Genomic DNA, 19,175 nt, shown 5'->3' on the forward strand with positions numbered 1-19,175 from the left:
CCGACCACCGGGACTGCCCGGACGACCGACCGATACTGGAGGAGCTCCCGTGAGTGCCCCGCAGCAGCCCAGCAGCACCCGTGAACCGTCGCTTCCCGACGCCGACGTCACCGGCGACGACGCGCTCCTCGAGGAGGTCGACGTCGAGGCGCCCGTGACGGGTGGGGCCGGTGGTGACGACCTGCTCGTCCGCGAGGGCGACGTGGCCGGCGACTACCTCGAGCGCCTGCTCGACATCCTCGACGTCGACGGCGACATCGACCTCGACGTGGAGGGTGACCGGGCGTCGGTCGCCATCGTCGGCGGCCGGCTGAACGACCTCATCGGCCCGGACGGCGCGACCCTGGAGGCGCTGCAGGAGCTCACCCGGCTCGCCGTCGCCCAGTCCACCGGGGTGCGCAGCCGCCTCATGCTCGACGTCGGTGGTTTCCGCGCCCGCCGCAAGTCCGACCTCTCGGCGCTCGCCGGTGAGACCGCCAAGCGGGTGGCCAGCAGCGGCCAGCCCGAGCGGCTCAGCCCGATGAACCCGTTCGAGCGCAAGGTCGTCCACGACGTCATCGCCTCCGTCGCCGGCGTGCACAGCGAGTCGGAGGGCGAGGAGCCCAACCGGCGCGTCGTGGTCCTGCCCGACAAGTGACCGGCCCGGACGCCCCGAACGCCGCACCTCCTCCCCCGCCGCCCGTGGCGGAGGAGGTGTTCGGGGACGGGCTGCAGGCGACTCGGGCCTACGTCGAGCTGCTCGCCACCGACGGTGTCGTCCGCGGGCTGATCGGCCCGCGCGAGGTGCCGCGGTTGTGGGAGCGGCACGTGCTGAACTCCGCCGCGGTCGCCGACGCGGTGCCGCAGGGCGCTCGCGTGGTGGACGTCGGCAGCGGTGCCGGGCTGCCGGGTATCCCGCTGGGGCTGGCCCGGCCGGACATCGCCCTCACCCTGGTCGAGCCCATGGCGCGGCGCGTCGAGTTCCTGGAGGAGGCGGTCGCGGCGCTCGGCCCGCGGCCCTGGCGGGTGCTGCGGGGTCGTGCCGAGGAGCGCTCGGTCGTCACCGCCGTCGGCCCCGTCGACGTGGTGACCGCGCGGGCCGTGGCACCGCTCCCCCGGCTCGTCGGCTGGTGCCGCGGCCTCCTCCGGCCGGGGACCCAGCTGGTCGCCCTCGTCGGCGCCCGCGCGGTCGAGGAGCTGCCGGGGATGCTCCCCGAGCTCGAGCGCGCCGGCATGCGCGACATCCACCCGCGCGCGGTCGGTGCGTCCCTGGGCGACGCTGCCACTACCGTGGTCGTGATGACGCGCGGCGGGCGCTGACGGGGTCCCTAAGCTGTTCCACGTGGAACAGGTGCCGATGCCCGATCCGTTCCACGTGAAACGCACCAGGGAGGACCCGCGATGACCGACCCGGGCGAGCGGCTGCGGAGCAGTCTCGCCGCTGACCAGTCGTCGACCTCGGCGTCGGGTGGGATGGCGGACTTCGACAGCCCCATCGCCATGGAGGCGCTGCGGGCCACCCGTGTGCTGCACGCGGCCGACCAGGACCCGTTCCCGGCGCCCGGCCGGATCCGCGTCATCACCGTGGCCAACCAGAAGGGCGGCGTCGGCAAGACGACGTCGACGGTGAACCTCGGGGTGGCGCTCGCGCTCTACGGGCTCCGCACGCTGGTCATCGACCTCGATCCGCAGGGCAACGCGAGCACCGCCCTCGGCGTCGACCACACCGTCGGCACCCCGTCGATCTACGACGCCCTGGTCGGTGACAGCACGCTCACCGAGGTCGTGCACCCGACCACCGCCAGCCCGAACCTGCTGTGCGTCCCGGCGACGATCGACCTGGCCGGCGCGGAGATCGAGCTGGTCTCCGTCGTGGCCCGCGAGCACCGGCTGCGCCGCGCGATCGAGGGCTACATCGCCGCGCTCCCCCCGGAGCGGCGTCCGCAGTACGTCCTCATCGACTGCCCGCCGTCGCTGGGCCTGCTGACGCTGAACGCGCTGGTGGCCGGCGACGAGGTGCTCATCCCCATCCAGTGCGAGTACTACGCGCTCGAGGGCCTGGGGCAGCTGCTCAACAACATCGACCTGGTGCGCCAGCACCTCAACCCCGGCATCGCGGTGCGCACCATCCTGCTGACGATGTACGACGGGCGGACCAAGCTCGCCGACCAGGTGGCCGACGAGGTGCGCAACCACTTCGGCGAGCTGGTGCTGCAGGCTGTCATCCCCCGCAACGTCCGGGTGTCCGAGGCGCCGGGGTACGGCCAGTCGGTCCTCACCTACGACCCCGGGTCGCGGGGCTCGACCAGCTACGTCGAGGCGGCCCGGGAGCTCGCCCAGCGCGGCGTCGGGCTGGAGCCGCTCGACCGCATGACCACCCCGGGCGGGGTGCCGGCCGCGGCGTTCGCCGTGGCCGAGGGCAGCGTCCCGGGCCCGCAGGACAGCCAGTGAGCGCGATCGTCGACGAGGAGCAGCCATGAGCAAGCGCGGCGGACTGGGCCGGGGGCTGGCAGCCCTCATCCCGACCGGTCCCGCCCCCACCCCGGCGACCTCCCCGGCGGTGCCGGCCCCGGCGCCGGCCGCGCAGGAGCCGGCGGGCGGCACCCGGGAGGCGGACGACGCGCAGCCGCCGGCGTCCCCGGTCAGCCTGGTCCCCCCGCCGCCGGCTCCCGCTCCCCCGGCGGCGGCCGGCGACGAGGCGCTCGGCGTCCCCGGCGCCCAGCTGCGGGAGGTCGCCGTCGACGACGTCGTCCCGAACCCGAAGCAGCCCCGCCAGGTCTTCGACGACGAGGCGCTCGACGAGCTGACGCACAGCGTCCGCGAGTTCGGCCTGCTCCAGCCGATCGTCGTCCGCGAGGTCCCCGGCGGGCGGTACGAGCTCATCATGGGCGAGCGCCGGCTCCGGGCCTCGAAGGCGGCGGGCCTGGACACGGTCCCGGCGATCGTCCGCGACACCACCGACGACGCGATGCTGCGCGATGCCCTGCTGGAGAACATCCACCGGGTCCAGCTCAACCCGCTGGAGGAGGCCGCCGCCTACCAGCAGCTGCTGGAGGAGTTCGGCGCCACCCACGAGGAGCTGGCCAGCCGGATCGGCCGCAGCCGCTCCCAGGTCACCAACACCATCCGGCTGATGAAGCTGCCGGTGAAGGTGCAGACGCGGGTCGCCGCCGGCGTCATCTCCGCGGGCCACGCCCGTGCGCTGCTCGGCCTCTCCGACCCGGAGAAGCAGGACGCGCTGGCCACCCGCATCGTGGCCGAGGGCATGTCGGTGCGCGCCACCGAGGAGGCCGTCGCCATGGCCGCCGCCGAGGAGCCGGTGGCCAAGCGCCGCACCCGCCGGATCAGCGCTCCCGGGGTCGAGGAGCTCGGCTCCCGGCTGTCCGACATGTTCGAGACCAAGGTCAAGATCCAGATCGGGCGGTCCAAGGGCAAGATCGTCGTCGAGTTCGGATCGGTCGACGACCTGCAGCGGATCATCGGTGTCATGGCCCCGGAGATCACCGGTCGCCGCCCGGAGGCCTGAGCACCTCCACCACGGACACGGGCCCGGTTGCGTCACTGACGCAACCGGGCCCGTGTGCGTGGTGCGCTAGCGGCTGCGTCCGGCCCGGTTCGCGAGCAGTCGCGCGAGCACCTCGCCGAGTTCGAACCCGGCCGCCTCGACCGCCATCGGGAACATCGACGTCTCGGTGAGCCCGGGCGAGACGTTCACCTCGAGGAAGTGCACCTCGCCGTCGGGCGTGATGATCGCGTCCGTGCGGGAGAGGTCGGCCAGGCCGAGGACCTCGTGCACCCGCACGGCCAGCTCGGCCGCGCGGCGGGCGACGTCCTCGTCCAGCCGGGCAGGCGCGTGGTACTCGGTGAGGCCGGGGGTGTAGCGGGAGCTGTAGTCGAAGACCCCCGACTCCGGTTCGATCTCCACGGCGGGCAGCGCCTGCGGTCCGTCGCCGAGGTCCACCACGGCGAGGGCCACCTCGACGCCCTCCACGTACCGCTCGACCATCACGGTGTCGCCGTAGGCGAAGCAGCTCACCATCGCCGCGGGCAGGTCCTCGACCCGGCTGACCTTCTGCACGCCCAGCGCCGAGCCGCCCGAGGCCGGCTTGACCATGAGCGGCAGGCCGAGCCGGGCCACCATCAGGTCCAGGACGGCGCCGGCACCCAGCTCCCGGAAGGTGCTGTGCGGCAGCGCCACCCAGTCCGGCGTGGTGATCCCGGCGGAGCGGACGACCGACTTGGCGGCCGGCTTGTCCCAGGCGAGGCGGCACGCGGCCGCCGCCGAGCCGACGTACGGCACGCCGGCCAGGTCCAGGACCGCCCGCAGGGCGCCGTCCTCCCCCGTCGCGCCGTGCAGGGCGATGAAGACCGCGTCGGCGGGAGCGGCGGCCAGCCCGGGCAGCAGCTCGGCATCGGCGTCGCGGAGCTCGGCGTCGATCCCGGCGCGGGTCAGCCCCTCCACCACCTGGGTCCCCGAGGAGAGGCTGACCTCCCGCTCGAAGGTCAGCCCGCCGGCCAGGACGACGGCGCGCAGCGGGGGCGCGTCGGCCGCGGCGGCCGGCTCGGGTGCAGGGGCGGTCTCGCTCATCGGCCGTCCTCGTAGGTGTCGCTGTTGGCCGGGCCGACGATGGATTCGGCATCGTGGCCGGGCGTGATGGCGCGGAACGAGCCGGTGTCGACCTGGTCGAAGGTGGAGTGCAGGTCCAGCTCGGCCTCGATGACGCGGGCCAGCCGGCGCACGCCCTCGCGGATCTGGTCGGGCTCCGGGTAGCAGTAGGACAGGCGCATGAACTCGCGGCCGTTGCCGTCGGCGAAGAAGCCGATGCCGGGCACGTAGGCGACGTGCGCGCCGACCGCGCGGGGCTGCATGCGCTTGGCGTCCAGGCCGTGCGGCAGCTTGAGCCACACGTAGAAGCCGCCCTGCGGCTGGGTCCACGCGGTGCCGGCGGGCATGAGGGCGGCCAGGGAATCCAGGGCGGCGTCCCGGCGCTCGCGGTACAGCTCGGCGAAGATCTTGATCTGCTCGCGCCACGGCTGGGTGTCCAGGTACCGGGCGACGGCGTACTGGGTGAGCGACGGCGGGCACAGCACCTGCGCCTCGGTGGCCAGGACCAGCTTCTCCCGCACGGCCAGCGGCGCCAGGACCCAGCCCACGCGCAGCCCGGGAGAGAACGTCTTGGAGAACGAGCCCAGGTAGATGACCCGCTGGCTGTTGCGGGCCCGCAGCGCGCGCAGCGGCTCCTGCTCGAAGCCCAGCAGACCGTACGGGTTGTCCTCGATGATCAGCAGGTCGTGCTTCTCGGCGATGGCCATGACCGCCTCGCGGCGCTCCTCGGAGAGCGTCACGCCGGCCGGGTTGTGGAAGTTCGGCACGGTGTAGAGGAACTTCACCCGGTCGCCGTTGGCGCGGCAGTCGGCCAGCGCCTCCTCCAGCGCCTCGGGGATGAGCCCGTCGTCGTCCATGGCGACGTGCCGGACGCGGGCCTGGGCGGCCTGGAAGACGCCGAGCGCGCCGACGTAGGACGGGCCCTCGGCGAGGACGACGTCACCGGGGTCGCAGAAGACGCGGGTGACCAGGTCCAGGCCCTGCTGGGACCCCACGGTGACGACGACCTCGCTGGGCGAGGCGTCGTGGATGCCCTCGAGGGCCATGACGTCGCAGATCCGCTCGCGCAGCCGCGGGTCGCCCTGCCCGGAGCCGTACTGCAGGGTCTGCGCCCCCATGCCGGACACCAGCTCGCCGATCATCGAGCCCACGGCGTCGAGGGGGAGGGCGGTGACGGCGGGCATGCCACCGGCGAGGGAGACCACCTCGGGGCGGCTCACGACCGAGAACAGCGCCCGGATCTCGGAGGCCTGCATCCCGTGCGTCCGTGCTGCGTAGCGGTCGGCCAGCGGGTCCAGCCGCGGGTGACGCGGGACGACGTGGGGGTGCGCACCTGTGCTCAGGTGCGTCCCCGGCTGACCGGAACCGGCAGGCGTGCCGGACGGGGGGGTGACCACCCTCAGCAGTGTAGGCCGGGGGTCCTCAGGCCTTGAGACCAGCGGGCAGGTCGAAGGTGCCGGTCGGCGGATCGGCGTCGGCCGGCAGGAAGAGCCGCTGGACGGCGGCCAGGACGGCCTGCGCCATCGCGCTGCGCACGCGGGCGTCGAGCAGCAGCAGCCGGTCGACCGGGTGGGAGAGGTACCCGCAGTCCAGCCGGACGGTGGGCATGCGGGTCATCCGCAGCAGGTCCCACGTCTTGGGGTGCGATCCGAGGTCCAGCATCCCGGTGCGCGCGACGACCTCGCGCCGGGCGAGGTTGGCGAACTGCTCGCCCACGGTGGACGACGCCCCGGACCCCGTGCCGTAGTAGTAGCTGGCCACGCCGCGGGCGTGCTCGGAGGCGTGCGCGTCCAGGTGCAGGGAGACGAAGAGGTCGGCCCGGGCGTCGTTGGCGAAGCGGGTGCGCTCGGCGGCGGTGGGGTTCTGGTCGCGCCCCCGGGTGAGGTAGACGGTGGCCCCGGCCGCCGCCAGCCGGCCCTCGATGCGCGACGCCAGGTCGAACACGAGATCGGCCTCGGTGGTCTCGCCCGCGGTGTTGCCGGGATCGGTGCCGCCGTGCCCGGGGTCGACGACGATGCGGCGCCCGATCAGGTGCGGCCCGCTGTCGACGAACGAGGCGCTCTGCCGCAGGAGCTGCGGGCGGCCGCCGGTGACCTTGCGGCCCAGCTGGCGCAGCGCGCGGAAGGTCGCGGGCCCGCAGGTGCCGTCCGAGGTCAGCCCGTAGTCGCGTTGGAAGGCACGCAGGCCCACCTCGGTCTCGGGCCCGAAGACGCCGTCGACGGGGCCGGCGTCGTAACCGAGCTCGTGCAACCGCTCCTGGAGGGTGATGACGTCGTCGCCGCGGGTCGGGCGCTCCGGGTCGTGGTGCAGCAGCCGGTCAGCCAGCGACCAGCGCGCCTCGTTGAGCGCCCGGTACGTCTCGTCGCCGACCCGGCCGTCGACCGACAGCCCGCGCACCTGCTGGAAGTGGCGCACCGCCAGCTCGGTGGCGGCGTCGAACTCGGCGGTCTCCAGGGCGCCGTCGGCCTCCGGCCCGTCGTCGCCCGGCAGCAGCCCCAGGCTGCGCAGGCCCGCGTGCACGTCGGCCACCGCCGGTCCACGGTCCCCGAGCCTCAGGGGCTGCATGCGGCTGTCGCTTCCCATCGTCCGTCGATTGTCCGCCTACCCCGTGCGCTCGGCCCGTCGGGGTCCCCGGAACGGGCGCGGGCCCACCGGTCCGGGTGGACAGGTGGGCCCGCGGTCACCGAGCGTGCGCTGCTCCGGGGGAGAGCTCAGGCGATGTAGTCGGCGAGGTCGTTGAGGATCGCACCCTTGGGCTTGGCACCGATGATGCTCTTGACCGGCTTGCCGCCCTGGAACACCGTCATGGTCGGGATCGACATGACCTGGTAGTCGCGGGCGATCTGCGGGTTCTCGTCGATGTTGAGCTTCGCGATCGTGAGCTTGTCCTTGTGCTCGGCGGCGATCTCCTCGAGCACCGGGGCGACCATCTTGCACGGCCCGCACCACTCGGCCCAGAAGTCCACGAGCACCGGCTTGTCGCTGCCCAGCACGTCGCTGGCGAAGCTGGCGTCGGTGACCGTCACGGTGTTGCCTGCCATGGTCGTTCTCCCTGTGTTCGAGTGGCTCGTCGTACCCACCGGTGCAACCGGCGGGCGGGTGGTCTTATGCCCCGGTCGCGGGCGGTTCAGCGCTCGTCGAACGTCTCGGCCAGCCAGCGCTCGGCGTCGATGGCCGCCGCTGCGCCGGTGCCCGCCGAGGTGATGGCCTGGCGGTAGATGTGGTCCACGACGTCACCGCAGGCGAAGACGCCGTCGATGCTGGTGCGCGTGGTCGGGTGCTCCACCTGGATGTAACCCTCGTCGTCCAGCTTCAGCTGGCCGGCGAACAGCTCGCTGCGGGGATCGTGGCCGATGGCGACGAACAGGCCGCTGACCGGGAGGGTCTCGGTGGCGCCGGTCGCGGTGTCGGTGAGCTCGACCGCGTTCACGGTGGAGTCGCCGTGCACCTCGGTGACCTGCTTGCCGAGCGCCCAGCGGATCTTCTCGTTGTCCTGCGCGCGCTTCTGCATGATCTTCGAGGCGCGCAGCTCCTCGCGGCGGTGGACCACGGTCACGCTCTTCGCGAAGCGGGTGAGGAAGGTGGCCTCCTCCATCGCGGAGTCACCGCCCCCCACGACGGCGATGTCCTGGTCGCGGAAGAAGAAGCCGTCGCAGGTCGCGCAGGCGGAGACGCCGCGGCCGAGCAGCCGCTGCTCGTTCTCCAGGCCCAGGTACCGGTACTTCGACCCGGTGGCGACGATGACCGCGTGCGCCCGGTGCACCTCGTCGCCGACCTTGACGATCTTGGGGGTGGCGGTCAGGTCGACCTCGGTGACGTCGCGCGCCACCAGCTCGGCGCCGAACTTCTCCGCCTGGGTGCGCATGTCGTCCATCAGCTGCGGGCCCTGGATCCCCTCGGGGAACCCGGGGAAGTTCTCCACCTCGGTGGTGGTCATCAGGGCGCCGCCGAACTGCGAGCCCTCGAGGACCAGCGGGTGCAGGTTGGCGCGGGCCGCGTAGACCGCGGCGGTGTACCCGGCCGGCCCGGACCCGATGATGATCAGGTCGCGGACGCCGTCGTGCTCGGCCGGCGGGATCACCGGATCGGTGATCTCCTCCGTCGTCACGGCGGGGCCAGGGGTCGGGAAGTCACTCACGGGCGGCACAACGAGGATCCTAGGGCGCGCATTCCCCCTGCCTCAGCCGGCAGTGGTGACGGTGACCTCGCCGATCTCGGCGGAGAACCCGTCGGCCCCGTCGACCAGCCCGGTGATCCACAGCAGCACGTAGCGGGCCTCGACCGCCTCGTCGAAGGCGAGGTCGGTGCTGTCCTCGAGCGTGCCGGAGGCGGCGGGGTCGAAGTCGTCCAGCGAGCCGCCGACCGCGTCCGCGGTCCGGATCTCGACGGTGGCGCCGGGGACCGGGCTCTGGACGGTGACGCCGGCCAGGGATCGGGCCTCGCCCAGGTCGTAGACGATGCCGACGCCGGGCTTGAGGTTGCCGAAGGCCGGTGATCCCCGGTACGTCAGCGTGGACCACGCGGTGGAGGGGTCCCCGTCGAAGGTGAGCGGGACGTCGCCGTCGTTCTCGGGCTCGCCGTCGCCCTCGGGGTCGAAGACGTCGGCGGCGGAGATCGCAGCGGGCTCACCGGCGGCGACCTCCGCGCCGTCCTCGGCCGGCACGGAGCTGCTCGGGGCCTGGGCCGACGGCGTGGAGCCCTGGTCCACCGAGCCCGCGACCGAGAGGACGTTGCTGCCGACCCACCACGCCAGGCCGATCACGACGAGCAGCGCCAGCAGGGGCAGGCCGATGACCACCGCCTTGTGCCGGCGACCGTCGTCGGTGTCGTCGATGGCGCTGGAGCCGGTGTCGGGCCCGCGCGGGACGTCGGGGAACGCGCCGGCGTGGTCCGCCGCGCCGCCGCGGGGGCGGGCGTAGGCGCCGGCGACGGGTGTGACGCTGCCGGCCGCCACGGTGTCACCCCCGAGCGCGGCCGCGGGGAGCGGGCCGCCGTCGGCGGTGACCGGTCGGACCGGGGGGACGGGAGGGAGCGTCTGGGGGTCGAGCCGCACCGGCTCCTGGGCCGAGGGCGTGTCGGTACGGCGGTCCTTGAGCTTGCGCAGCCAGCCGGCGTCGGGGTCCTCCTCGACGCGGGTGGACCCGCCCCGCGCCGGCTCCGGGCGGGATCCGGCGACGGCGGGGCGCGGCCGCTCCGCCAGGATCGCCGCCATGGCGGCCACGCTGGACAGCCCCGAGGCGGGATCGGTGGAGCGCGCCCGGCGGGCGAGCGCCACGAGGTCGGACGGGCCCTGCAGCGGCCGCGGCTCGGCCTCGCCCGGGCGCAGGCCGGTCAGGCAGGCCTCGAGCAGCGCACCGAGCGCGAGGACGTCGCCGTCGACGCTGCCGTCGGCGGCCGGCACCGCGCGCAGGCCGACCAGCCCGTTCGGGCGGAGGACGACGTTGTCGGGGGTCAGCCCGCCCACGGCCAGGCCGACGCGGTGGGCCTCGGCGACGCCGTCGGCGAGCCGGCGCAGCAGCGTGCGGGTCTCGCGCTCGGGCAGCGGGCCCGCGGCCAGGCGGTCGCTGAGGGTCTCGCCGTCGATCCACTCGTTGACCACGTAGGCGGCCCCACCGGGGGTGTCCTCGCCGTCCTCGCGCCCCTCGGAGGCGTCGTAGACCATCGCCAGAGCGGGGGTGGCCAGGCCACCGGCGGTCAGGGCGCGGGTGATCCAGGCGTGCGCGGCCGGCCCGGCCGGGGTGTGCACGCGGATGGCGACGTCGCGGTTGAGCACGCGGTCCTTGGCCCGCCAGCAGCGGATGACACCGGTCTCGGTGTGCTCCTCGGGGCCGATCTCGTCGAGAGGCCGGTAGCGCTCGGGGAGGCCGGTGACCGTCGATGCCATCGACAACGTCGACCCCCTGTTCTGCTCCCTGCGCCGGCGCGACCGCTCCGGCGTCGGCGCCGCGTCATCCCCCGTGGCGGTCATCCGCGCCCCAGCCGCGCCCTGATCCGTTCCAGGGGTTCGCGCAGCTCCGGGACGCGGGCGACCACCAGCCCGGCGAGAGCCGCGGCGCCGATGACCACGGTACCGAGCACCAGGGTCACGAGCGACCCTGCCGTCCCGGATCCGCGCAGGTCATCGGTCACGATCAGGACAAGCTTTCCGAGCACGCCTGCAGCGACCGACGCCGCGGCGATGCGCAGCAGCGGGCCGAACGTCTCCGCCGTGCGCAGCCGGCCCAGCCGCCGGCGCAGCGCGACGTCGCCGATGACCCACCCGGCGACGTAGGTCAGGCTGGTGACCAGCATCAGGCCGGCGACGACGTCGTCGGGCTCGGCGACGACCGGCACCAGCAGCAGCAGGGGCACCCGGACCGCGACCATGCCCATCTGGATGAGCGTGGGCGTGCGGGCGTCCTTCATGGCGTAGAAGACGCGCAGCTGCAGCAGCGTGACCGCCATGGGCAGCAGCCCGAAGGCGCCGATGGCCAACGCGGTGCCGATCCCCTCGGCGTCCTCGACCGTGGTGTTCCCGCGCGCGAAGAGCAGGACGGCGGCCGCCGGCCCCAGCACGGTGAGCAGAGCGGTCACCGGCAGCAGCCCCAGGGCCGAGAGCCGGGTGCCCAGGGACAGGTCCGCCACGACGCCGTCCACGTCCTCCCGTGCCGCGGCCCGGCTCATCCGCGGCACCAGGGCGGTGAGCAGCGCGACGCCGATGATCCCGTACGGCATCTGGAACAGCAGGGTCGCGTTGGCGAAGGCGAGGGACCCCAGGCCGCCGGCCCGCGTCGCGTCGTTGGCGATGTTGGTCGCGACGATGACGCCGACCTGGCTGACCGCGACGTAGGCCAGCACCCAGAGCCCCAGGGTGCCCGCCTCGCGCAGCCCCGTCTCGCGCAGCCCCCACCGCGGCCGCAGCGGCACGCCGGCCTTGCGGAGGAGGGGCAGCAGCACGAGCGCCTGGACGGCGATGCCGAGCGTCGTGCCGCCCGCGAGGAGCCACACCAGGCCGGGGCTGATGGTGAGCGGGTCCAGGTCCCCGGGCCCCGCGGCCAGCATGAAGACGAGGCCGGTGGCGATGACGACGACGTTGTTCAGCACCGGCGCCCAGGCCGGCGGGCCGAAGACGCCGCGGGAGTTGAGCACCGCCTGGGCCAGCGCACCCACGCCGTAGAAGACGATCTCCACGAGCAGGATCCGGGCCAGCCAGTTGGCCAGCCGGTACTGCTCCGGGTCCTCCTGCAGGCCGTACAGCGCCGTGAGCAGGGGCGCCGCCGCGATCGCGAGCGCGGTCATCAGGACCAGGCCGACCATGGCGATCGTGGCCAGCCGCTGCGCGTAGGCCACGCCGCCGTCCCGGTCCCGTTCCTGGGCGCGCACCAGCAGCGGCACGACCACCGAGGTGAGCACGCCGCCCAGCAGCAGCTCGTAGACGATGTTCGGCAGCGTGTTGGCGGTGGTGTAGGCGTCGCCCACCAGGCCGACGCCGAGCGCGGCGGTCAGCACCATCGTGCGGGCCAGGCCGGTGATCCGGCTGACCAGCGTCGCGACGGCCATGGTGCCCGCCGCGCGCAGGATCCCGCCGCTGGCCCCTGGGCGCTCCTCGCGGGACTCGACGTCCTCGTCGGTCTCCTCCGGGGCGCGCGGCACCGGCGGGAGCACCGGCATCGGGAAGACCTGGGTCTCGTCGGCGGCCGGCACCCACCGGTGGCGCAGGGGCGGCAGCGGGGGGAGCGGCCGTGCCGGCCGCGCGGGCGGCGGGGTCGCCGCGGGGTCCGGCGTCGCCGGCCCCTGCCCCGTCGCGGGCCGCGACGGACGGCGGACCGGAGGCGGCACCGGCGGCAGCGGCGGCCGGGAGTCCTGCCCGGGCGCGGCGAAGGGCGCGTCCGCCGGTGGGCGGGCGCGGTAGGGCGGCGGGGGCAGGGCTCCCCCGGCGCCCCGGCGCGGCGCTGCCGGCGGTGGGGGTGGCGGCTGGTCCAGCCGCTGCTCGTCGTCGGGTGGGGTGCTCACACCGGGCTCCGCGTGGGCGGCTGCGGGGCCCCGGCGTCCTGCGGCGGCAGCTGCCCGCTCCTGGCGCGACGCCGGCGGAGCAGGAAGGTGACCAGCCGGCGCAGGAAGAGCAGCCCGAGCAGGCCGGCCGCACCGAAGGTGATGATCAGCGAGATCGGGCCGTAGGCGGTGCTCTTGACCTGCATCTGCACCTGCTCGCCCAGCGCTCCGCCGGCGGGGGTGGTCAGCCGGGCCGTGACGGCGAACCCGCCCGACTGGCGCAGGTCGGTGGGCACCTGGAGGACGGCGCGCTGGCCCGGGGCGAGCGTCTGCGCGCCGATGTCCTCGACGGACAGCGCGCGGTTCCCGCGGGCGCGGACGTCCAGCAGCACCTGCACGGTGAAGGGCAGGTCGTTGCGGACGGTCAGTACCAGCGGGGCGTCGCTCGAGGCGAGGCTGTACGTGCCGTCCGCCGGCGCCAGCAGCGTGACGCGGCCGCGCAGCCGGTCCTGGGCGTCCCCGAGGTCCTCGGCGGCGGCCCGGAAACCCTCGGGGTCCGCGCGCCAGGCCAGCGAGGTGCCGCGCGCGACGGCCGCGTCGTAGGCCTCCAGCGCCGTGCCGGCGTCGCCGACGACGGCGGCGGCGAGGTCGTCGCGGCGGGCCACCTGCTCGGCCACCTCCGCCAGGCCCACGGCGTCCAGCCCTCCGGCGTCGGCGGCGGTGACCAGCTCGCCGCCCTCGGTGCGCGGCCCCCCGGTGAGGGCGCCGAGGTCGACCGGGCGCAGCCAGGTCAGCGAGGCGGTGTCGGCCATCATCGCGCCCACGTCGTCGGGGCCGGCGTCGACGTCGCGCGGCGGGGCCACGAGCACGGTCTGCTCGCTGCCCTCCGGCGCCTGCTGCGTCAGCACGGCGAGCTCGGCGAGGTAGCGCTGCTCCGCCATCCGCGGTCCGCCCGCCGTGCTCTGCCCGGAGCCGGCGACCGTGCCCAGCGCCGGATCGGCCACCAGGACCTCGACCGGCCCGGCGGTGCTGGCCGATGCGGCGGTCGGGTCCGCCGTCCCGACCGCCGATGCCCCGGTGGTCAGGCCACCGGCGCCGAGGACCACCTGGTCGATCCCGCCGTCCTGGAGCAGGGCGAGGGAGTCGGCCCGCAGCGTGCCGTCGGCCTCCCACGCGAGGTCGGTGCGCGGCTCGACGTCCAGGGCGTCGGCCAGGATCCGCGCGCCCGCGCCGTCGTCGAAGGTCTCGGTCTCCTCCGCGGCCGTGCCGGTGCCCTCTGCCGGCGAGGTGGTGGCCGCCGGCGACTCCGCGGCCGGCTCCCCCGGCGGGCCCTGCGCGGTGCCCTCCGGGGTACCGGGCAGGCTGCGGGTGACGACCGGACCGAGGCCGGCGGCGGTCAGGGAGTCGACGTCGACGTCCCCGTACGGCAGGGCGACCACCGGGTGCACCGCCGCGACGGCGCGCAGCCGCTCGAGGAAGGCGCGGGCGTCGTCGGTGCCCGTGCTGGTGCCCGACCCCGCGACCTCGTACGGGCCGGCGGCCATGACCTGCAGCTCCTCGACCAGCGCGGGGTCGACGGCCAGGGTGACCGGCAGGGCCGGCGTGGTCTCCGGCGCCCCGGGTGCGCTCGTGCCGGGCAGCCGCTCCACCACGGCGAGCGCGCGGTCGAGCCGCCCGTCGGTGCGCACGGCGGCGGCGAGCTCGTCGTCGGCGAAGGTGCCGGTGGCGGTGCGGTGCGAGCGCTCGGTGAGCGGCCACAGCCAGGCGACGGCGGTCCGCCGGGTCGGCTGGACGGGCTGCTGCACGACGAACGTGGACACCTCGCCGACGCGCTGCTCCTCCCCGTCGACGGTGCCGTTGACGTTGAGCAGTGCCGGGTAGGCGCCGTCGCGGTCCAGCTGCAGGAGTGCGGAGTCCAGCGTGTAGGTGAAGCTGACCTCCTCGCCGGGGGCCAGCTCCTCGGCGACGGGCTCGAACCGGGGGACGACGCTCGTCGCGCCGTCCGGGTCCTCCGCCAGGGCGGCGAGCTCGGCGCGCGTCGTGAGCACCTCGCCGCGCTGGAGGCGCAGCGCCAGGCCGGTGATCGGCTGGGAGCCGGTGTTGGTGAGCGTGCCGGTGACCGTGATCAGCGAGCCCGGCGTGATCGTGCGGGGCTCGAACCGGCTGACCGTGATCCGCACCGGGCGCTCGGTGCTCGCGGTGTCCGCGGTGGCGGGGGCGGCCAGCACGTCGGGCGGCCCGGACGGCGCCGCCTGCGCGGGCGCCGGGCCCAGGGCGGGGACGGCGACCAGCGCCGCGGTCAGCGTCGCGGCGCCGAGCAGCGCCCTCGGCCGGGTGCGGGGACCGTCGGGACCGGGGGCGGCGGGGCGGCCGCCGGCGCGACCGGCAGCCGACCGCCTCACGCGCTGTCGGCCAGCAGCCCGGGCGCCCGCTCCACGAGCGCCCGTTCGTCGGCGTAGGCCAGCCGGCCGCTGAGCTCGCCCAGCGGGACCCAGGCGACCTCGGTGACCTCGACGTCGGCGTCGGAGAGGGCTCCGCCGATGGCGCGCAGCAGGAAGTGGTGCACCGTCTTGTGCACGCGGCGGCCGTCGGCCACGAACCAGAAGTCGATGATCCCGAGCGGGGCGACGACCTCGCCGATGATCCCGGTCTCCTCCGCGACCTCGCGGACGGCGGTGTCCTCGGGCGTCTCGCCCTCCTCGATGTGCCCCTTGGGCAGCGACCAGAGGAGCCGGCCGCGACGGTCCGTCCGGCCGATGAGGGCGGCGCGCGGCCCGGTCACACCGTCGTCGGCGACCACCAGGCCCCCGGCGGAGGTCTCGTCGACCCGGCGCAACCGGCGGCCGGGGCGCCCGCGCCCGCCCGTCCCAGCCATGCCAGGAGGGTAGCGCGACACCGGGAACTACTCTGGACCGTCGTGTCGTCCACCCCGCCGAGTCGCCCGGCCCCGCAGCCGGTGCCCCCTGCCGTCCAGCAGACGGTCCGCGAGCTGGTCGACGTCTCCCCCGTGCTGGCCGAGCTGGGCGAACGCTTCGCCGCCGCCGGGTTCGAGGCCCACCTCGTCGGCGGGTCGGTGCGCGACGCGCTGCTGGCCGCGCAGTCCGGCGCGCCGGGGGTGCCCGGCGACCTCGACGTCACCACCTCCGCCCGTCCCGAGCAGACGCTGGAGCTCCTGCGCGGCTGGGCCGGTTCCACGTGGAACACCGGCATCGCGTTCGGCACCGTCGGGGCCGAGGTGCGCGGCGTCCGGCTGGAGATCACCACCTTCCGCGCGGACCGCTACGACCGGGAGTCGCGCAACCCCGAGGTGGCGTGGGGCAGCTCGCTGGTCGACGACCTGGTCCGCCGCGACTTCACCGTGAATGCCATGGCGGTCTCGCTCGGGCCCGACCGCACAGTCACCGACCCCTTCGGCGGGCTGGGCGACCTGCTCGCCCGGCGGCTGCGCACGCCCGGCGCGGCGGAGGAGTCCTTCGCCGACGACCCGCTGCGCATGCTGCGCGCCGTCCGCTTCGTCGCCCAGCTCGACCTGGTCCCGGACGACGACGTCGTCCGCGCGATGACCGACCTCTCCGGCGAGCTGGGCCGGATCACCGCCGAGCGGGTGCAGGCGGAGCTGTCGAAGACCCTGCTGCAGGACTCCCCCCGCGCGGCGCTGGAGCTGTTCGTGGCCACCGGGCTGGCCGACGTCGTCCTGCCGGAGCTGCCCGCGCTGCGGATGGAGATCGACGAGCACCACCAGCACAAGGACGTCTACAGCCACTCGCTGACCGTCCTGGACCAGGCGATCGCGCTGGAGAAGGCGGACCCGGAGGCGCCGTCGCCGGACCTGGTCCTCCGGCTGGCCGCGCTGCTGCACGACATCGGCAAGCCGGCCACCCGCCGGCACGAGGCCGGCGGCCGGGTGTCCTTCCACCACCACGAGGTGGTGGGAGCCAAGCTCGTCCGCAAGCGCCTGCTGGCGCTGAAGTACCCCAAGGACGTCGTCGAGGCGGTCTCCCGGCTGACCTTCCTGCACCTGCGCTTCCACGGCTACGGCCGCGGCGAGTGGACCGACTCCGCGGTCCGCCGCTACGTCACCGATGCCGGCGACCTGCTCCCGCGCCTGCACAAGCTGGTCCGCTCGGACTGCACGACCCGCAACCGCAAGCGGGCGGCGGCGCTCTCGGCGACCTACGACTCGCTCGAGGAGCGGATCGCGGTGCTGTCGGAGGCCGAGGACCTCGCGCGGGTCCGGCCCGACCTGGACGGCAACGCGATCATGGAGCTGCTGGGGCTGCAGCCCGGCCCCGAGGTGGGCCGGGCGTGGCGGTTCCTCAAGGACCTGCGCCTCGAGCGCGGCCCGCTGGACCGCGACGAGGCCGAGGCGGCGCTGCTCGAGTGGTGGGCGCAGCGGGAGGCGTGACCCCGTCCGGGTGGAGGACCTGCGCTCGCCTGCCGAGATAGGACCCGTGCGCTCCCTGCTGCGCGTCCTGCGCGGCATGCTCGTCGTGCTCCTCGCCCTCGCCGCCGTGCTGGCCACCGCCGTGCTGAGCGGCCCCGGCGGGCTGCCCTGGGCGGTCCGGGTGACCGCGGCGCCCGGTGCGACCCCGACCCCGCCAGCCCCGCCGCCCGCGCCGGAGAAGCCGCGCGACCGCCCGACCCCGGGGATCGAGGCCGCCGTCGACCCGCTGGGCACCCCGCGGCCGGCACCCCTCGGGGGCGGCGAGCACGCGTTCACCTCGTTCCAGCGCGACGGCGTCACACCGGTGGCCTACGACCCGTGCCGTCCGGTCCACTACACCGTGAACCCGGCCGGGGCGCCCGCCGGGGGCGAGGAGCTGATCCACTCGGCGGTGCGGCGGATCGCGGTGGTGACCGGGCTGGTCTTCGTCTTCGACGGGCCGACCGACGAGCCGCTGGCGCACGAGCGGGCGGTGTTCCAGCCGGACCGCTACGGCGACCGCTGGGCGCCCGTCCTGATCGGGTGGCAGTCGGAGGCGGAGAACCCCGATCTCGCCGGGGACGTCGTCGGCCAGGCCGGCAGCAGCGCCGTGTCGCTGGGCGACGGGCCGCGCGTCTTCGTCACCGGCACGGTGTCCCTGGACGGTCCGCAGTCCGGGCAGATCATGGGCCGCCGTGGGGGCGCGACCGCCGTCGAGTCGGTCGTCCTGCACGAGCTCGGCCACCTGGTCGGGCTGGCGCACGTCGAGGACGCGACCGAGCTCATGTACCCGGAGGCGCAGCAGTCGGTCGACGACTTCGGCCCCGGGGACCTCGCCGGCCTGGCCCGCCTCGGAGCCGGCACCTGCGAGCCCGACCTCTGACCTGCTCGGCTCAGCCGCGGACGGGAGCGGGACGGCGGCGCACGAGCACGAAGCCGGCGGCCGCCAGGAGGTAGAGCAGGCAGACCGTGCCGAGGGCGGGCACCGAGGCGCCGGAGGCCGGCAGCAGGAAGGCCGCGCACAGCACCGAGACGACGAAGCCGACGTTGAACAGGGTGTCGTAGACGGAGAAGACCCGGCCGCGGAAGTCGTCGTCGACCGCCGCCTGGAGCGTCGCGTCGACGCAGATCTTGACCCCCTGACCGGCGAAGCCGAGCGCCAGCGCCGCCGCCACCACGCCGGGTGCCCGGAAGGGCAGGAGGAGCAGCGGCTGGACGACGGCCGAGGCCAGCAGCAGCGCGAGCGTCCAGCCCACCGCGCCGGTGCGGCGGACGGCCGGTGGCGTGGCGACGGCCGCGAGCAGCGATCCGACCGCGACGGCGGCGGTCACCTGCGCCAGCCCGGCGAGACCGCCCGGGAACAGCGCTCCCTCTCCGGAGAACGTGTTCCGGTAGAGCAGCAGCGTCATGAGGGTGAACAGCCCGAAGGCCAGCCGGTGCAGCGCGATCACGGTCAGCGCGGCCGCCGCAGGGGGGTGCGCGCGCACGTGCCGGGCGCCGGCCACCATGCCCACGACCACCTGACGGGCGCTCGGTGTCCCGGCCCGCGTCACCGCGTCCGGCCCCAGGTGGCGCGGCGCGAACCCCGACACCACGAGGGAGGCGAGCAGGTAGGGCAGCGCCGCGGCGGCGGCGACCAGCGCGTACCCGGCGTCCCCGGACCCGGTGAGCTGCAGCAGCCCGAGCGCCGCTCCCCCGCCGACGACGGTGGCCACCGAGCCGGTGGTCGTCGACAGCGCGTTGGCCGGGACCAGCGCGTCGGTCGTGTGCGGCAGCCCGGCCGACAGCGCCGCCAGGACGAACCGGTTGACCGCGAACACCACCAGGCCGGCGGCGTAGAACGCCGTCCCCTGCACCCCGCCGGCGATCAGCACGGCGACCAGGCACACCAGCCCGGCGCGGAGCACGTTGGCGCGCAGCAGCACCGCGCGCCGGCTCCACCGGTCCAGCCAGACGCCGGCGAACGGGCCCACCAGCGAGTAGGGCAGCAGCAGGACGGCGAACGCGGCGGCCACGTCCACCGGGTCGGCGGCCCGCTGCGGGTTGAACAGCACCGTTCCGGCCAGCGCCGCCTGGAAGACGCCGTCGCCGGCCTGGGACAGCAACCGGGTGCCGAACAGCCGGCGGAAGTCGGGCCGGGCCAGGACGGCGCGCACCCCTGCACCAGGCCGGCTCACCGGATCACCCTAGGGGGCG

Annotated in this window: 16 protein-coding genes; 6 read left to right on the forward strand and 10 right to left on the reverse strand. The window is 75.2% G+C overall.

Annotated features, from left to right (window positions below):
• The first annotated feature begins 49 nt into the window (after positions 1-49).
• The 4 genes from DQ241_RS00770 (at position 50) to DQ241_RS00785 (ending at position 3,505) form a co-directional block, all read left to right on the forward strand.
• Positions 50-637, forward strand: coding sequence for a protein jag (locus DQ241_RS00770; RefSeq protein WP_113828172.1), 588 nt, complete (start codon positions 50-52; stop codon positions 635-637).
• Positions 638-681: 44 nt separating this feature from the next.
• On the forward strand, positions 682-1,299 hold the full coding sequence (gene rsmG, locus DQ241_RS00775; RefSeq protein ID WP_233492121.1) for a 16S rRNA (guanine(527)-N(7))-methyltransferase RsmG: 618 nt from the start codon (positions 682-684) through the stop codon (positions 1,297-1,299).
• An 81-nt stretch (positions 1,300-1,380) separates the two neighbouring features.
• Positions 1,381-2,430, forward strand: coding sequence for a ParA family protein (locus DQ241_RS00780; RefSeq protein WP_233492122.1), 1,050 nt, complete (start codon positions 1,381-1,383; stop codon positions 2,428-2,430).
• Between the two features lie 25 nt (positions 2,431-2,455).
• Positions 2,456-3,505, forward strand: coding sequence for a ParB/RepB/Spo0J family partition protein (locus DQ241_RS00785; protein WP_113828176.1), 1,050 nt, complete (start codon positions 2,456-2,458; stop codon positions 3,503-3,505).
• Positions 3,506-3,571: 66 nt separating this feature from the next.
• Here DQ241_RS00785 and DQ241_RS00790 read toward each other — a convergent pair whose 3' ends face one another.
• The 9 genes from DQ241_RS00790 to DQ241_RS00830 form a co-directional block, all read right to left on the reverse strand.
• Complete coding sequence (locus tag DQ241_RS00790) at positions 3,572-4,567, reverse strand: D-alanine--D-alanine ligase (RefSeq protein ID WP_113828178.1); 996 nt, start codon at positions 4,565-4,567, stop codon at positions 3,572-3,574.
• Positions 4,564-5,982 (reverse strand): PLP-dependent aminotransferase family protein, encoded by a 1,419-nt coding sequence (locus DQ241_RS00795; protein WP_233492123.1) that lies wholly within the window; start codon positions 5,980-5,982, stop codon positions 4,564-4,566. Before DQ241_RS00795 ends, DQ241_RS00790 begins: the two co-directional genes overlap by 4 nt.
• A gap of 25 nt (positions 5,983-6,007) precedes the next feature.
• Positions 6,008-7,114 carry an N-acetylmuramoyl-L-alanine amidase gene (locus tag DQ241_RS00800; protein WP_233492124.1) on the reverse strand — a complete coding sequence of 369 codons (1,107 nt, stop codon included), beginning with the start codon at positions 7,112-7,114 and terminating at the stop codon, positions 6,008-6,010.
• A 182-nt stretch (positions 7,115-7,296) separates the two neighbouring features.
• Positions 7,297-7,626: a thioredoxin gene (trxA, locus tag DQ241_RS00805; RefSeq protein ID WP_113828182.1), complete on the reverse strand. Its 330-nt coding sequence runs from the start codon at positions 7,624-7,626 to the stop codon at positions 7,297-7,299.
• An 86-nt stretch (positions 7,627-7,712) separates the two neighbouring features.
• Positions 7,713-8,693, reverse strand: coding sequence for a thioredoxin-disulfide reductase (gene trxB / locus DQ241_RS00810; protein WP_113828184.1), 981 nt, complete (start codon positions 8,691-8,693; stop codon positions 7,713-7,715).
• 72 nt (positions 8,694-8,765) lie between these two features.
• Positions 8,766-10,469, reverse strand: coding sequence for a hypothetical protein (locus DQ241_RS00815; protein ID WP_113828185.1), 1,704 nt, complete (start codon positions 10,467-10,469; stop codon positions 8,766-8,768).
• A gap of 80 nt (positions 10,470-10,549) precedes the next feature.
• A complete protein-coding gene (murJ, locus tag DQ241_RS00820; protein WP_233492126.1) occupies positions 10,550-12,577 on the reverse strand; it encodes a murein biosynthesis integral membrane protein MurJ in 2,028 nt (675 codons plus the stop codon).
• On the reverse strand, positions 12,574-14,958 hold the full coding sequence (locus DQ241_RS00825) for a DUF6049 family protein (protein ID WP_113828186.1): 2,385 nt from the start codon (positions 14,956-14,958) through the stop codon (positions 12,574-12,576). The genes murJ and DQ241_RS00825 overlap by 4 nt, the downstream gene beginning before the upstream one ends.
• Complete coding sequence (locus DQ241_RS00830) at positions 14,955-15,431, reverse strand: NUDIX hydrolase (RefSeq protein ID WP_113828187.1); 477 nt, start codon at positions 15,429-15,431, stop codon at positions 14,955-14,957. The genes DQ241_RS00825 and DQ241_RS00830 overlap by 4 nt, the downstream gene beginning before the upstream one ends.
• A gap of 42 nt (positions 15,432-15,473) precedes the next feature.
• Between DQ241_RS00830 and DQ241_RS00835 the strand changes: the two genes are divergently transcribed.
• Positions 15,474-16,961: a CCA tRNA nucleotidyltransferase gene (locus DQ241_RS00835; RefSeq protein ID WP_113828189.1), complete on the forward strand. Its 1,488-nt coding sequence runs from the start codon at positions 15,474-15,476 to the stop codon at positions 16,959-16,961.
• A 46-nt stretch (positions 16,962-17,007) separates the two neighbouring features.
• On the forward strand, positions 17,008-17,862 hold the full coding sequence (locus DQ241_RS00840) for a matrixin family metalloprotease (RefSeq protein ID WP_233492127.1): 855 nt from the start codon (positions 17,008-17,010) through the stop codon (positions 17,860-17,862).
• A gap of 10 nt (positions 17,863-17,872) precedes the next feature.
• Here the strand turns inward: DQ241_RS00840 and DQ241_RS00845 are convergent, their stop codons facing one another.
• Complete coding sequence (locus DQ241_RS00845; protein ID WP_113828191.1) at positions 17,873-19,156, reverse strand: MFS transporter; 1,284 nt, start codon at positions 19,154-19,156, stop codon at positions 17,873-17,875.
• Positions 19,157-19,175 lie beyond the last annotated feature (19 nt).

Origin of the sequence: Blastococcus sp. TF02A-30, assembly GCF_003319185.1 — a bacterium.
Classification (GTDB): domain Bacteria; phylum Actinomycetota; class Actinomycetes; order Mycobacteriales; family Geodermatophilaceae; genus Blastococcus.